Origin of the sequence: Micromonospora siamensis (assembly GCF_900090305.1) — a bacterium.
Taxonomy (GTDB): Bacteria; Actinomycetota; Actinomycetes; order Mycobacteriales; family Micromonosporaceae; genus Micromonospora; species Micromonospora siamensis.
The window spans coordinates 258,481-271,630 of record NZ_LT607751.1; the positions used below are offsets into that span (position 1 = coordinate 258,481).

14 protein-coding genes are annotated in these 13,150 nt (G+C 74.2%); 4 read left to right on the forward strand and 10 right to left on the reverse strand.

Annotation, left to right across the window (positions count from 1 at the left end; all coding sequences use genetic code 11):
* Window positions 1-162: 162 nt before the first annotated feature.
* From GA0074704_RS01175 to GA0074704_RS01185, 3 genes are all read right to left on the reverse strand, one after another.
* Window positions 163-1,167, reverse strand: a complete 1,005-nt coding sequence (locus tag GA0074704_RS01175; RefSeq protein ID WP_088968775.1) for a glycine betaine ABC transporter substrate-binding protein — start codon at window positions 1,165-1,167, stop codon at window positions 163-165.
* A gap of 174 nt (window positions 1,168-1,341) precedes the next feature.
* Window positions 1,342-2,064: an ABC transporter permease gene (locus tag GA0074704_RS01180; protein ID WP_088968776.1), complete on the reverse strand. Its 723-nt coding sequence runs from the start codon at window positions 2,062-2,064 to the stop codon at window positions 1,342-1,344.
* A 46-nt stretch (window positions 2,065-2,110) separates the two neighbouring features.
* Window positions 2,111-2,791, reverse strand: coding sequence for an ABC transporter permease (locus GA0074704_RS01185; protein ID WP_088968777.1), 681 nt, complete (start codon window positions 2,789-2,791; stop codon window positions 2,111-2,113).
* A gap of 2 nt (window positions 2,792-2,793) precedes the next feature.
* On the opposite strand from GA0074704_RS01185, the gene GA0074704_RS01190 reads away from it, so the two are divergent.
* Window positions 2,794-3,792, forward strand: a complete 999-nt coding sequence (locus tag GA0074704_RS01190; protein WP_088968778.1) for an ABC transporter ATP-binding protein — start codon at window positions 2,794-2,796, stop codon at window positions 3,790-3,792.
* 27 nt (window positions 3,793-3,819) lie between these two features.
* Here the strand turns inward: GA0074704_RS01190 and GA0074704_RS01195 are convergent, their stop codons facing one another.
* From GA0074704_RS01195 to folP, 7 genes are all read right to left on the reverse strand, one after another.
* Window positions 3,820-4,320 carry a hypothetical protein gene (locus tag GA0074704_RS01195; protein ID WP_088968779.1) on the reverse strand — a complete coding sequence of 167 codons (501 nt, stop codon included), beginning with the start codon at window positions 4,318-4,320 and terminating at the stop codon, window positions 3,820-3,822.
* 178 nt (window positions 4,321-4,498) lie between these two features.
* Window positions 4,499-4,807, reverse strand: coding sequence for a hypothetical protein (locus GA0074704_RS01200; RefSeq protein WP_088968780.1), 309 nt, complete (start codon window positions 4,805-4,807; stop codon window positions 4,499-4,501).
* Between the two features lie 59 nt (window positions 4,808-4,866).
* The gene (locus tag GA0074704_RS01205) at window positions 4,867-6,084 is read right to left on the reverse strand and encodes an ABC transporter permease (RefSeq protein WP_088968781.1); all 1,218 of its coding nucleotides are present in this window, start codon (window positions 6,082-6,084) and stop codon (window positions 4,867-4,869) included.
* A gap of 112 nt (window positions 6,085-6,196) precedes the next feature.
* A complete protein-coding gene (locus GA0074704_RS01210; RefSeq protein WP_172880325.1) occupies window positions 6,197-6,685 on the reverse strand; it encodes a DUF3180 domain-containing protein in 489 nt (162 codons plus the stop codon).
* Between the two features lie 67 nt (window positions 6,686-6,752).
* Window positions 6,753-7,280 carry a 2-amino-4-hydroxy-6-hydroxymethyldihydropteridine diphosphokinase gene (folK, locus tag GA0074704_RS01215; RefSeq protein WP_088968783.1) on the reverse strand — a complete coding sequence of 176 codons (528 nt, stop codon included), beginning with the start codon at window positions 7,278-7,280 and terminating at the stop codon, window positions 6,753-6,755.
* Window positions 7,277-7,636 (reverse strand): dihydroneopterin aldolase, encoded by a 360-nt coding sequence (folB, locus tag GA0074704_RS01220; protein WP_088968784.1) that lies wholly within the window; start codon window positions 7,634-7,636, stop codon window positions 7,277-7,279. Before folB ends, folK begins: the two co-directional genes overlap by 4 nt.
* Window positions 7,633-8,520: a dihydropteroate synthase gene (folP, locus tag GA0074704_RS01225; protein ID WP_172880328.1), complete on the reverse strand. Its 888-nt coding sequence runs from the start codon at window positions 8,518-8,520 to the stop codon at window positions 7,633-7,635. Before folP ends, folB begins: the two co-directional genes overlap by 4 nt.
* Window positions 8,521-8,878: 358 nt before the next feature.
* Between folP and GA0074704_RS01230 the strand changes: the two genes are divergently transcribed.
* The 3 genes from GA0074704_RS01230 to GA0074704_RS01240 are packed head-to-tail and all read left to right on the forward strand — an operon-like array spanning window position 8,879 to window position 13,149.
* Window positions 8,879-9,193 (forward strand): hypothetical protein, encoded by a 315-nt coding sequence (locus GA0074704_RS01230; RefSeq protein ID WP_088968786.1) that lies wholly within the window; start codon window positions 8,879-8,881, stop codon window positions 9,191-9,193.
* Window positions 9,194-9,206: 13 nt separating this feature from the next.
* Window positions 9,207-9,569 carry a hypothetical protein gene (locus tag GA0074704_RS01235; RefSeq protein ID WP_088968787.1) on the forward strand — a complete coding sequence of 121 codons (363 nt, stop codon included), beginning with the start codon at window positions 9,207-9,209 and terminating at the stop codon, window positions 9,567-9,569.
* Between the two features lie 49 nt (window positions 9,570-9,618).
* On the forward strand, window positions 9,619-13,149 hold the full coding sequence (locus GA0074704_RS01240; protein ID WP_088968788.1) for an ATP-binding protein: 3,531 nt from the start codon (window positions 9,619-9,621) through the stop codon (window positions 13,147-13,149).
* Window position 13,150: the final 1 nt, after the last annotated feature.

The window sequence follows — 13,150 nt, forward strand, 5'->3', positions numbered from 1 at the left end:
CCGGCTCGGGAAAGGGCGGGATGCCGCAGGTCGGGCGTGGCCGCGCCAGCCTGGAACGACGCACGCCGTCCCCGCCGTCTCGGGTTACGGACGGCGGGGGCGGCGAAAGGGTGCGGCCTCCCGCCGTTGGCCCGGGGACCGACGGCGGGAGGCCGGAACGGATCAGCTGCCGGCGAGCGCGGCGTCGGAGGAGAACACCAGGCCGACGCTGGCCCTCCCCTGCTTCAGGGCGTTCTTGGTCTGCGGGCCACCGGCGTCCAGCGAGCTGAACGAGCCGGACTTGAAGTCGTAGACCTCGACCAGGCCGGCCTGGCACTTCGGCCGCTGCGGGCACTCCGGCGGTCCGGCGAGCACCGTCGCACTGCCGGAGCACTTGCTGGCCAGCTCGGAGAGGGTCTTGACGCCGTACTTGTCGGCGAAGGCCTTGGTGACCGCGAAGGCGTTCTGGTCCTGCGCGGCGGCCGGGGCGCCGAAGGTGATGCCGACCTTGTCGCCCTGCGCCTTGAGGGCGGCGACGGTCTTGTCCAGCTCCGGCGACGAGACGGGCTGGGCGTCCTTGCCGTTGGCCTTGGTGTTGAGGAACTCGGCCATGGTGGCGGCGTACTCGGGGACGACCTGGACCTCGCCCTTCTCCAGGGCCGGCTCGTAGAGCTCCCGGTTACCGATCGTCTGCACCTTGACCTGGTAACCGGCGGCGGTGAGGGCGATCTTGTAGAGCTCGGCCAGGGTCTGGCTCTCACTGAAGTTGCCCGCCCCGACCACGATCTGGCCGCCCGGGCCCTTCGCGATGCCCTCGGTCACCTTGTTGGCCGAGGCGAAGTCGGACGCGGCCACCTGCGGGCTCTTGCGGTCGACGTCGACGGTCTTGTTGAGCTCGATCAGCTTCGGAGTGTCGAGCGCCGCGGAGACCTTGTCCAGCGCCGCGATCAGCTCCGGCTTGGCCGCGTCCGCGTTGATCGCCGGGATGATGTTGTCGGTGTTCTGCAGCTTCTTGTCGTCGGCCAGGACGACCAGCTGGTCACCCTTCTCCGGCGCGCAGCCCGCACCGGAGGCACCCTTGTCAGGGGCGTCGGTGCCGGACGAGCCGGCTCCGCCACAACCGGTCAGCAGACCGGCCGCGGTGAGGACGCCGGCGGCGCCGACGGCCAGTCGAGTACGTGCGCGCATCAAGCCCGCCTTCCGTGTCCCGGCGCGGCCCGTTCGGGCCGGCCGCGTGTCCGACGGGCGCGCCCTGCTGCGACGCCCGCGTCTCCACCCAACATCTTCCGCACGGCACCGACAACCTGAGGCGTTCTTTGTCACCGGATCGTCACCGCCACGCCAGCGGATGACCGATCCGGGTCAGCCGCCGGCGGTCGCGTCCGCCGCCCGACGGTTGGCCCGACGCCGGGCCGGGCGCAGCGGGCCGGGGGTCACCTGCCGCTCGACCACCGCCAGCAGCAGCTCGGCAAGGACCGCCAGCCCGGCCACCAGCACCCCGCCGGCGATGATCTGGCCACCACCGGCCGCGATGTCCAGCCCGAACCCGGCGCGGATGATCTGCCCGAGGCCACCGCCGTCGACGAACGACGCCAGCGCGGCCGTGGCGATCACCTGCACGGTGGCGGTACGGAAGCCCGCGGCGAGGTACGGCACCGCGAGCGGCAACTCGACCCGGCGCAGCACCTGACCGCCGGAGAGCCCCATGCCCCGCGCCGCGTCCCGGGCCTCCAGGTCCACCTGCCGCACCCCCGTGTACGCGTTGGCCAGCAGCGGCGGCACCGCGAACACCGCCAACGCCACCACCACCGCGGGCTGGCCGAACCCGAGGAAGGTCAGCGGCAGGATCGTCAACAGGGCCAGCGTCGGGATGGCGAGGGTGACGTTCGAAATCAGCAACACCAGCCCGCCGCCACGCCCGGTGTGCCCGAGCCAGAGCCCCAGCGGCCAGGCCACCAGGCACCCCAGCAGCACCGCCGCCACCGACAAGCTCAGGTGCTCGCCCAGCCGGTCCAGGATCCCGCCCGGGTTGGTCCAGTTCAGCGGATCGTTGAGCCAGACCACCGCCTGCTCGATGGGGTTCACCGTGCCGGCCCTCCGTTCTCGACCGCGGGGCTCCGCCGGGGCCCGGTCACCGGGACCGCAGCCAGGGGGTGAGCAGCCGGCCCACGCCGGCGAGCAGCAGGTCCAGCACCAGGGCCAGCAGGACGCAGAGCACCGTGCCGGTCATGATCTGCGCCCGGTAGAAGTTGTTCTGGAAGCCGGCGAAGATCAGCTGACCCAGGCCGCCCCGGCCGACCACCACCCCGACGGTGACCAGGGCGACGGTGGAGACGGTCGCCAGTCGTACGCCGGTGAGGATGCCGGGCAGCGCGAGCGGCAGTTCCACCCGGAACAGCCGGCCCCAACGGCCGTAACCCATGCCCTCGGCGGCCTCACGGATCTCCGGCGGCACCTGGCCCAGCCCGGCCAGCGCGTTGCGGACGATCACCAGCAGCGCGTAGAGGACCACCACGCTGAGCACCGTGATCGCACCGATGCCGAGATAGGGCGCCAGGAACGCGAACAGGGCCAGCGACGGGATCGTGTAGAGCACGCCGGTGACGGCCAGGATCGGCCCGGACAGCGACCGGAACCAGTACGCGGCCACCGCGAGCGGCAGCGCCACCACGGCGGCGATCAGCACGGCGCGGGCGGTCAGCGAGGCGTGTTCGCGCAGGGCGGCGAGGATCGTGTCAGAGTTGTCCCGCACGTACTGCCAGGAGAACCACGGGTTGCCCGGCTCGGCCCGGTAACTCAGGTGGAAGGACACACGTGGACGTTACCCCGGGGACCCCCGACGACGCCGGGCACAGCGCGGCCTCGATCACCCTCGACGGCATCCGCAAGCGCTACCCGGACGGCACCGAGGCGGTGCGCGAGCTGAGCCTGGAGGTCAAGCCCGGCGAGCTGGTGGTGCTGATCGGCCCGTCGGGTTGCGGCAAGTCGACCGTGCTGCGGATGATCAACAGGTTGATCGAGCCGACCGGCGGCCGGATCCTGCTCGGCGACGACGACGTCACCCAGGTCGACCCGGTCCGGCTGCGCCGCCGGATCGGGTACGTCATCCAGAACGTCGGCCTCTTTCCACACCAGACGGTCAGCGCGAACGTCGCCACCGTACCCGGGCTGCTCGGCTGGTCGAAGGAGCGCACCCGCCAGCGGGTCGGCGAGCTGCTGGAGCTGGTGGGTCTGGACCCGGCGCAGTTCGGTCGCCGCTACCCGCACGAGCTCTCCGGTGGCCAGCGCCAGCGGGTCGGGGTGGCCCGGGCGCTCGCCGCCGACCCGGTGGTGCTGCTGATGGACGAGCCGTTCTCGGCCGTCGACCCGATCGTGCGGACCCGCTTGCAGGAGGAGTTCCTGCGACTCCAGGCCGAGGTCCGCAAGACGATCGTGCTGGTCACCCACGACCTGGACGAGGCGGTCCGGCTGGGTGACCGGATCGCGGTGCTCTCCGAGGGCGGCCGGCTCGAGCAGTACGACACCCCGGCGGCCCTGCTCGGGTCGCCCGCCTCGCCGTTCGTCCGCGAGTTCGTCGGCGCCGACCGGGGCATCCGGCGGCTGGCGGTCACCCCCGTGACCCGGGACGGGCTGGAGCCGGTGCCGGCGGACGCCGCCGACCTGCCGACGGTCGCACTGGGCAGCTCCGCGTACGACGCGCTGGCGGTGATGCTCACCTCGGCCACCGACCACGCCCTGGTCACCGAGGACGACCGACCGGTCGGGGTGCTCAGCCGACAGCGGGTGCTCGCCCTCGGCCGGCCCGAGGTCTGAGCGGCGGTACGACGAGAGCGGCCGGGCTCAGGCCCGGCCGCCCAGGCTGGCCAGACCGACGATCCAGCCGGCGAAGAAGCCGTACGTGGCGCCGGTGCCGGCCGACTGGAAGCTGACCAGCAGGGACGCGTCAGTGCCGAGCAGGGTGGCGAGGAGCGCGGCCAGGGCGGCGGCCAGCACGTACGCCGACCAGCCGGTGAGGAACTGGCTCAGCGAGCCGGGCACCCGGGCCGCCTGGGAGGCGGGCAGCAGGTAGAGCAGCGCGGCGGCCAGCGCCACCAGCAGCACCGCCCGCAGGTCGGTGCCGGAGATCCCGTCGGCGGAGTCCCCCACCCCGAACCGCCAGGCCGGCCAGGCGAGCAGGCGCAGGAACCAGCCGCCGGCGCCGTTCGGGTCGGTGTGCACCGCCGCCCAGCCGACGTACCAGGGGCTGCCGCAGACGGCGACCAGGATGAGCACGGCGGCGGTGCCGGTGCCGGCCGCGGTGCCGTACCCGCTGACGGTCCGGGGACGGTTGGTGAGGGCCATGCGGCGCTGAGTTCCCGGGCCGCCGCCCCGGGCAAACCTGGACCGCGACCCGCCCGTGCCGCGGCGCGCCGCACCGGACGCGCCGGACCGGCTCCGGCCGGAACGGCGGGCGGCGGAGCCCGCGCCGGAACGCGGCGTCCGGCGGGTGCCCGACCCGGTCACCGGGGTACGCGCCCGCTCAGTGCTTCATCAGGTAGTCGATGAAGGCGGCCCGCAGCAGCGGCGCCGACTCCTCGTACCCGTGCCCGGTCAGCTCGCGCCACAGCGCCGACGCCTCGTCGATGGTCGGGCCGACCGAGTTCGGGGCGCCGTCCAGGGCGGCGGCCTCGTCCGCGTTCGGCAGGTGCCGCAGCACCGACCAGAAGAAGCCGACGTCGCGGCGCTCCCGGGCCAGGGCGAACGCCCGCTCCCGCAGCTCCTCCGTGGGAAGCGCGTCGAGCTCCTCGAAGGAACGCCCGTGGGTGCCGGTGGCAGGTGTGTCGGTCATGCCGCCGAGCCTAACCGGCGAGATCACCTCCGGCGCGCCGGACGCGGCGGGCCGGGCCTTCAGCGGTCACCGGTGTCCCAGCGGCTCGGCCCGGGTTCCCAGCGCGGGCCCTCCCACTGGGCGGGCGGCTCGGTGGGTTGGGTGGGCATCACCGGCGGCCAACTCTCGACCGGGGTCGGCCGGGGAAGCGTCCAGCCGGAGCTGATGGTGCCGTCGCCGGTGGGGGTCGGCTCGGTGCTCTCCTCGCGGTTTGACCGCGGCCGCCCGAACGCCTCCACCAGCCGGGTCACCACCAGGCCACCGGCGAGGGCGACCCCGCCGGTCGCCCACCGGCTGATCGTCCAGTCCTGGGCCGACGACCAGGACAGGAAGACCGCGACCAGGCAGACGGCGAGCAGGGTGCCGAAGATGCCGCCCCGCCGGCCGTACGCGCTGGTGCCGGCGAGCATCGCCACGCCGACGGCCAGCACCGTCCAGTCCAGTCCGGAGGTCGGCGTCACCGGGCCGGAGCCGTTCGCCGCGATCAGGATGCCGGCCAGCACGGCCAGCACGGTGGAGCCGACCAGCGCGCCCCCGGCCACGAAGGCGGCCAGAACGCCGCGCCGACGGGCCGGGTCGGCGACCGGACGGAACCGTCCGACCAGCCGGCGGACCGCCCTGATCGCCCCGAACAGGCCACCGAGGACGGCGGCGGCGGCGAAGCCGGCGAAGAGGTACCAGGCGGTGCGGCGAGGCTCGTACTCCCCCTGCACCAGGACCGGCGCGGCACGCCGCTCGATGTACACGATCACGCCGGCCGCGCCGGCCAGGCTCGCCGCCCAGCCGGGCACGTGCAGCACCACCACGGCGAGCGCCAGCACGAGGCCGCCCAGCGCGGCGACCAGCAGGGCCGGGACGGCGGCGACGGCCACCCCCCGGTCGCCCTGCTCGGCGAAGTGCAGCGCCGCGGCGACCGCGACCGGACCGACCGCCAGGTTCACCGCGGCGGTCCGCAGGCTCAGCCCGGCGGCGAGGGTGAGCAGGCCGAGCGCGACCATGTCGACCAGCAGGGTGCGCAGCCCCGTGCCGCGCAGCGCGGCGGGGTCCCGCTGCCAGAGCAGCATGGCGAGGACGACCAGCCCGATCAGGAGGAGCAGCTCCCAGACCACGTGCACGCCGACCCGGTCCCGGCCTGGCTCGCCGTGGGTGGGGTCGTCGAAGACGTTCTCCAGCACGGCTGCGGGCACCCCGGAGGACGGCTCCGCCGTGGTGCTCCGGCCCGGTTCGTCGTACCCCATGACGCGCGCCTCCCGCGGTGGCCGGCCGCCCACCCCGGGTGGACCGGGGGCGGCCGTTGCTCTCGGTCGCCAGGCACGGTACCTGCGCCGACGCCCCCGCGTAACCCCTTGATCAGCGGTAGCCTGGGCGGTTCTCCCGGTCGCCGGGGGTCCGGTCCTCGTCGTCCTCCTGCTCCGGCACCCGGCAGGAGCGTTCCAGCCACAGGGCGGCGGCGACCAGCGCCAGCGAGGCGAGCAGTCCGGCGCCGGCGGCCGGCCGGTCCCCGATGGCGGCGTTGGTGTCCTCCAGGAAGAGCCACCCGGTGACCCCGGCGTAGAAGCCGAGGAAGATCGCCCCGGCCAGCGCCGACGCCTTCGCCAGCACGACGAACCGGGCCACCAGCAGCGGGTTCACCGGGTCGCGGCCGGGCTTGCGCTCGATCCGCCCCCGGGTATTGATCGCCGCGTACGCCTCGAGCAGCGCCAGGGCGGCCAGGGTGACCACCGGCAGCCAGGGCAGGCTCGGCACGGCCTCGTAGTAGAAGCCGCTGACCAGCAGCCAGGCCAGGGCCGCGGCGGCGAGCGCCGCGACCACCAGGGTCGAGATGCGGGTGGGGCCCATCCGGAAACGGTCGGGGTCGCCCCCGCGCGGGGACTGCGCCTGGGTCATGCCGGCCGGCTCCAGTGGGTCATGCGTCCGACTCTAACGCCAGATCGGGCCGGGGACGCAGTTCCAGGGCGTCGGAGGCGAGTGGCTCGGCGTTGAGCAGGTCGGTGAGCCAGCCGTGCCCGGCGAGCCGGCCGTGCGGCTCGATGTCGATCCACGGCCGCAGCACGAAGGCCCGCAGGTGGGCGCGGGGGTGCGGCAGGGTCAGCTCGGGGTCGTCGCTGCGCACCGGCTCACCCGCGTCGTCCCAGACGGCGATGACGTCAACGTCGAGGGTGCGGGGCCCGAACCGGCGTCCGGGTTCGCGGGTCCGCCCGGCCGCCGCCTCGGCGGCCCGGGCCCGCTCCAGCCAGTCCCGCGGGGCCGCCGCCGGGTCCGCGACCATCACCGCGGCGTTGAGGTACGCGGGCTGGTCGGCGTCCCCCCACGGTGGAGTCTCGTAGACGCCCGAGACCAGCAGCACGGCGTCGCCCAGGCCGGCCACCGCCGAGCGGAGGTGGGCCAGCCGGTCGCCCAGGTTGCTGCCGATCGACAGCACGGCCCGGGTCACCGGGTACGCCGCATCGTGACGGCCACGTCGGCGAAGGTGTGCGGGATCGGGGCCTCCGGCTTGTGCACGGTCACCGTCGCCGCGCTGACCAGGGGCTCGGCCAGGCAGACCGCGAGCAGCCGGTCGGCGAGGGTCTCGATCAGGTCGACCGGCTCGCCGGTGACCACCGCGACCAGCCGCTCGGCCAGCTCGCCGTAGTGCACGGTGTCGGTCACCCGGTCGGAGCGGGCCGCCGGGGCCAGGTCGAGTTCGAGCACCGTGTCGACGACGAACTCCTGCCCGTTGGCGCGTTCGAAGTCGTAGACGCCGTGCCGGCCACGGGCGCGCAGGCCGGTCAGTTCGATCCGGTCGGTCATCGGGTTCCTTCTCCTTCTTCTCGCCGGCCGGACCGTTGCGGGTCGGCGACCAGCCGGGGGCGGCCGGTGGCGGCCCAGACGGCGAGCGCGTCGACGGTGCCGCGTACGTCGTGCACGCGTACCCCCCAGGCGCCGGCGGCGACGGCGAGCAGGCTGGTGGCGGCGGTGGCCGTCTCCCGGCCGGCGGTGGGGCGGGGTTCGCCGTCCGGGCCGGCCAGCAGCCGGCCCAGGTAGGACTTGCGGCTGGCGCCGAAGAGCAGCGGGAAGCCGAGGGTCAGCAGCTCCGGCAGGCGGGCGCTGAGTTCCCAGTTGTGCGCGGCGGTCTTGGCGAAGCCCAGCCCGGGGTCGACGATGATCCGGTCGGCGGACACGCCGGCCCGCAGCGCCTCGTCGACCCGCTGCGCCAGCTCGTCGCGGACGTCGGCGACCACGTCGGTGTAGCTGGCCAGCTCGCGCATGCCACGGGAGTGTCCCCGCCAGTGCATCAGCACCCAGGGGCAGCCGGCGTCCCGGACCACCCGGGCCATGTCGGGGTCGGCGAGGCCGCCGGAGACGTCGTTGACCACGTCCGCGCCGGCGGCGAGGGCCGCCTCGGCCACCCGGGCCCGGCTGGTGTCGATGCTGACCGGCACCCCGGCGGCGCGCAGCTCGCGGATCACCGGCAGCACCCGGGCGGCCTCGGTCTCCGCGTCGACCCGGTCTGCGCCGGGCCGGGTGGACTCGCCCCCGACGTCGACCAGCCCGGCTCCCTCGGCGCGCAGTCGCACCCCGTGTGCGACGGCGGCGTCGAGGTCGGCGTACCGGCCGCCGTCGGAGAAGGAGTCGGGCGTGACGTTGAGGACGCCCATCACCACCGGGGTCGTCGCCCGTACCAGATCGGTCACGACTGCACGGTACCGGGCGTGAGCTGGGCGCTCGCCGTCCCGGGTGGCCGCCGGCCGGCACGCCCCTGACGTGGGCATTAGAACAGGTGTACGATCGGTCGTCCGGGGTGGATCGGGTCGACTCTTCGCGGGTTGTCGCAAAGGAGGGCGGCCCGTACGCTTTGGAATGGCCCAGCAACGGGAGGGCGATGGCTGGAGGGAGGGCCCAAGCGGGACGAATCCCCCCGAATCTCGCCACCGTCCGTGGCGGGGTGACAGACGCAGCGTCAGCGGCGCTGTGCACAGAGAGACGGTCCCGCCAGGTTCGCCCAACTGCACCACCGCGGCTCCCTCGGGCCGCGACATGGGGAGGTTTCCAGTGATCGCCATCGACTTCGTGGAGACGGCGTCGTCCGGTGTCACCCAACTGCTGCACACCCTGGCGTCGACCCCGCTCGCCGAACCGGCGCCGAAGGGCATCGACACCAACGGTGTCGTCTCCTTCTTCGCCAGCAAGATCGCACCGATCCTGCTCGCGGTGCTCGGCGTCATCTTCATCGGCCGGGCCAGCCGCGGCGAGATCTCCAAGGTGCTCACCAGCTCGGCGATCGCCATCGTGGGCCTCGCCTTCATCGCCGGCGCGGCAACCCTGTTCTTCGTCGGCGACTACCTGATCGACCTGATCTTCGAGTAGGCGCGGGCAACAGATGCGGCTACGCACCGACGACGACATCTACCGGGCCCGCCTGGTCTACCTCGGGCCGCCCGGCTACACCCTGCCCGTCCACCTGCCGTACGCCCAGTACGGCCTGTTCATGCTGCTCGTACCCCTCTACGTGTTCATCCACTGGCTGTTCACGATGACCGTCGAGCTCTTCCCCGCCTGGGAGATCGCCCTCGCCATCGTGACCACCTCGTTCATCTTCCGGTACGTCGACCCGGACCGGCCGGCGCGCATGGTGATCCGCACCGCGCTGACCGACTGGCGCCGTACCCGGGAGCCGGCCGCCGAACTGCGCGACCCGCGCCTGGTGGCGAGCCGGATCAGGATCCGGGAGGAACTGGCATGACCGGGCGTACTGCGACGGTGCTGTCCCACGACACGGGCGAGGCGGTGGCATGAACCGCTCCTCCACGCCGGGTTCCCCGGCCGGACGGCACGCCGGCCCGCACGGTAACCGTGCGCGTTCACTCGACTACGCCGAGGAAGGCGGGCCGGACGAGGCCGCTCTCGACCCCGCCCTGGTGCCGAGCCCCGGGCACGGCCGGGTCGGCGTCTTCCAGGCCCCCCGCCCCAGCAACCAGCGGGCGGTCGAGCCGGCCGCCCCGCCGCCGCTGGTCGGCGACGGTACGGACATCGACTCGCCCTTCCTCGACCTGTTCGGCGGCACCCGCCCCGGCCCGGCCCGCGCCGCGCTGCCCGCCCCTCCCACGTCCCACCGGTCACCGGCGGTCGCACCGCACCACGGGGGCGAACGCGAGCAGCCGGCCATCCCGCACCAGCCCCCGGCGCCCGTGGTGGAGCCCGCCCCGGGCGTGCGACACCGCACCCCGCCCCGGCCGGCCGGCCGGCAACCGGCCGCCGAGGCCCCGTCGCCGGCCGCCCGGCCACCACTGTCGGAGCCGGTGGCACTGACCGGCCGGTCGCCGGCCGTCGAGCTTCCGCCGGCCCCGGAGCCCGCACCGGCCCTGGAGCCTCCGCCGGCCCGTCAGCTGCCGCCGGCCCGGAGCCGGGTGCCGCACCAGCCCGGGGACCGGCTTCCCGTGCTCCGCCCGACCGCCGACGCCGGGTCGGGGACGCTCCCCGCGGAGACGGCCGAGGTCCACGACGTCCGGCCGACCGAGCCGGAGCTGCCCGCGTACGGCCGGCGGGCGTTCCGCCGGGAGGCGGAGGCCCGCCCGGTCGGCCGCGAGATGACGGCGCCGCCCGGTCACGAGGTGGCGACGCCCCCCGGGCAGGACATGGCCCCGCCGGCGGGGCGGGACGTGGCGTCCCCGGCCGGGCGGGCGTTGGCGCCACCGCGCCAGCGGGCCGCGGCGAAGCGCGACGACAAGCCGGTCCGGCCGGTCCGGATCAAGCCCCCGAAGATCAAGTTCGGGGACCGCGACCCCTCCGTCGAGCTGGCCGTCACCGAGATCGCCGGGCACCTGACCTTCACCCCGAACACGGTCACCGCCTGGTACTGGCTCCCCGAGGTCCGCTGGGCGTTCCGCCCGGACGCCGAGCGGGAGGCGCTGCTCGCCGCGATCTCCGAGCAGTACGCCGGCCTCGCCGGCTTCCGGCTGCACCTGCGCCGCACCACCCGGCCGTTCCCGGCCGACGAGTGGGCCCGCACCGTCGACGCACACACCGCCGCACCCCTGCCCGACGTGCCGGGTACCACCGGCTGGGCCGACCACCTGGTCGCCGCGCAGCGACACCTGATGTCGGTCAACCACGCCGAGGGGCAGACCTACCTGGGCGTCACCTTCGCCCGCCGGTCCCTCGGCGACTCGCTCACCGAACGGCTGCTGCGCGCCTTCGGGCGGGGCACCGCCGAGGGCGAGCGCCGCAAGCTGGGCCGCACCGTCGAGCAGTTCGACGAGGTGCTCGGCGCGTTCGGCATGCGTGGCCGGCGGGTCACCGCCCAGGAGCTCGAGTGGCTGCTCTACCGCTCGGTGGCACTCTGCATGGCGCCACCCGGCACCCTCTCCCCGGTGACCGACGGTCGGTGGGAACGCGGCGACCTGCTCGCCCTCACCGAGCAGATCGAGCGCTACCGCACCCCGTACGGCTCCACCGTCAAGCTGGTCAACCGGATGACCGGCGAGGAACGGCACGTGGCGGTGCTGGCGGTCGGCCGGATGGAGCCGCTGGAGATCCCCGAGCGGCACGAGCCGTGGCTGCACTTCCACGAACGGCTGCCGTGGCCGATGGAGATCTCCACCCGGGTCGACATCCTCGGCTCCGGGGACTCCTTCCGGAACCTCGAACACCGGCTGCGGATGATCCGCTCCCAGCAGCTCGACTACGCCGAACACGGCATCGACGCGCCGCCGGAGCTGGAACGGCTCGCCAAACGGGCGCTGGTGATCGGCGACGAGATGACCACCGGCCTGCCGGTCGACTCGGCCCGGGCGCACGGCTGGCACCGGATCGCCGTCGGCGGCCGGACCCGGGAGGAGTGCCTGGAACGGGCCCGCCGGCTGGTCCAGCTCTACTCCCGGGAGCTGCGGATCTCCCTCCAGCACCCGAAGAACCAGGACTGGCTGGCCCGGGAGTTCATCCCCGGCGAGCCGATCGCCAACACCGGCTACGTCCGGCGGATGCCGGTGCCGCTGCTCGCCGCGGCGCTGCCCCAGGCCGCCTCCACCGTCGGTGACCGGCGCGGCGACCTGATCGGCCGCACGGCGGGCACCTGCCGCCGCCCGGTCTTCCTCGACCTGCACTTCCCGATGGAGGTGCGGGAACGCTCCGGGCTCGCGGTCTTCGTCGCCGAACCGGGTGGTGGCAAGTCGACCCTGCTCGGCGCGCTCGGCTACCTGGCCGCTCGACGCGGCGCGCAGGTGACCCTGCTCGACCCGTCCGGCCCGCTGGCCCGGCTCTGCGCGATGCCCGAGCTGCGGCCGTATTCGCGCGTGCTCAACCTGACCGGGTCGGAGCACGGCACCCTCGCTCCCTACTCGCTCATCCCGACGCCGCTGCGCAGCGAGTTCGGCTCGGGGGCCGCGGGCGACCGGGAGTTCGAGATCGCCGTCTCCAACGCCCGGGCCGAGCGCCGGATGCTGGTGCAGGACATCTGCATGATGCTGGTGCCGCCGCAGGTGGCCCGGGAGGCGTCCACCGCCACCCTGTTCCGGCACGCCGTACGCCAGGTGCCCGCCGAGGAGACGTCCACCCTGGACGACGTGGTCACCTGCCTTCAGGGGCTCGACGACGACGCCGGGCGGGAGCTGGCCAACCTGCTGCTCGACACCGCCGAGATGCCCCTGGCCATGCTCTTCTTCGGCCGGCCACCAGAGGGCCTGCTCGGTGCCGACGCGGCGCTGACCGTGATCACCATGGCCGGGCTACGCCTGCCCGACCTCAAGATCGAACGCGAGTACTGGTCGGCCGAGGAGGCGCTCGCCCTGCCGATGCTGCACACCGCCCACCGGCTCGCGGTGCGGCGCTGCTACGGCGGGTCGATGTCCTCCCGGAAGCTGGTCGGCCTGGACGAGGCGCACTTCATGGAGGGCTGGCGCTCCGGCCGGTCCTTCCTCGTCCGCCTCGCCCGCGACTCCCGAAAGTGGAACCTCGCCGCACTGGTCGCCTCGCAGAACCCGAAGGACATCCTCGGCCTCGACGTGCAGAACCTCGTCTCCACCGTCTTCGTCGGTCGGATCGCGGAGGACAGCGAGATCGCCTCCGAGGCGCTGCGCCTGCTCCGGGTGCCGGTCAACGACGGCTACGAGGCCACCCTCGCCTCACTCTCCGCCGCCGACGCCGGCTCCTCCGCCCGCCTCGGGTTCCGCGAGTTCGTCATGCGGGACGTCGACGGACGGGTGCAGAAGGTACGCGTCGACGTCTCGTACGTCGACGGACTGCTCGAACACCTGGACACCACTCCGGCGGCGGTCGCCCAGGCCGCCGGCCAACTGCCGACTCTCCTGCCTGACCTGGAGGCGTGAC

Excerpts from the sequence above, each read along its gene's own strand:
- folB (WP_088968784.1), bottom strand. The coding sequence starts at position 7,636 with ATGACCGACCGGATCGAACTGACCGGCCTGCGCGCCCGTGGCCGGCAC.
- GA0074704_RS01175 (WP_088968775.1), bottom strand. The coding sequence starts at position 1,167 with ATGCGCGCACGTACTCGACTGGCCGTCGGCGCCGCCGGCGTCCTCACC.
- GA0074704_RS01205 (WP_088968781.1), bottom strand. The coding sequence starts at position 6,084 with ATGGGGTACGACGAACCGGGCCGGAGCACCACGGCGGAGCCGTCCTCC.
- GA0074704_RS01235 (WP_088968787.1), top strand. The coding sequence starts at position 9,207 with ATGCGGCTACGCACCGACGACGACATCTACCGGGCCCGCCTGGTCTAC.
- GA0074704_RS01210 (WP_172880325.1), bottom strand. The coding sequence starts at position 6,685 with ATGGGCCCCACCCGCATCTCGACCCTGGTGGTCGCGGCGCTCGCCGCC.
- GA0074704_RS01195 (WP_088968779.1), bottom strand. The coding sequence starts at position 4,320 with ATGGCCCTCACCAACCGTCCCCGGACCGTCAGCGGGTACGGCACCGCG.
- GA0074704_RS01200 (WP_088968780.1), bottom strand. The coding sequence starts at position 4,807 with ATGACCGACACACCTGCCACCGGCACCCACGGGCGTTCCTTCGAGGAG.
- GA0074704_RS01240 (WP_088968788.1), top strand. The coding sequence starts at position 9,619 with ATGAACCGCTCCTCCACGCCGGGTTCCCCGGCCGGACGGCACGCCGGC.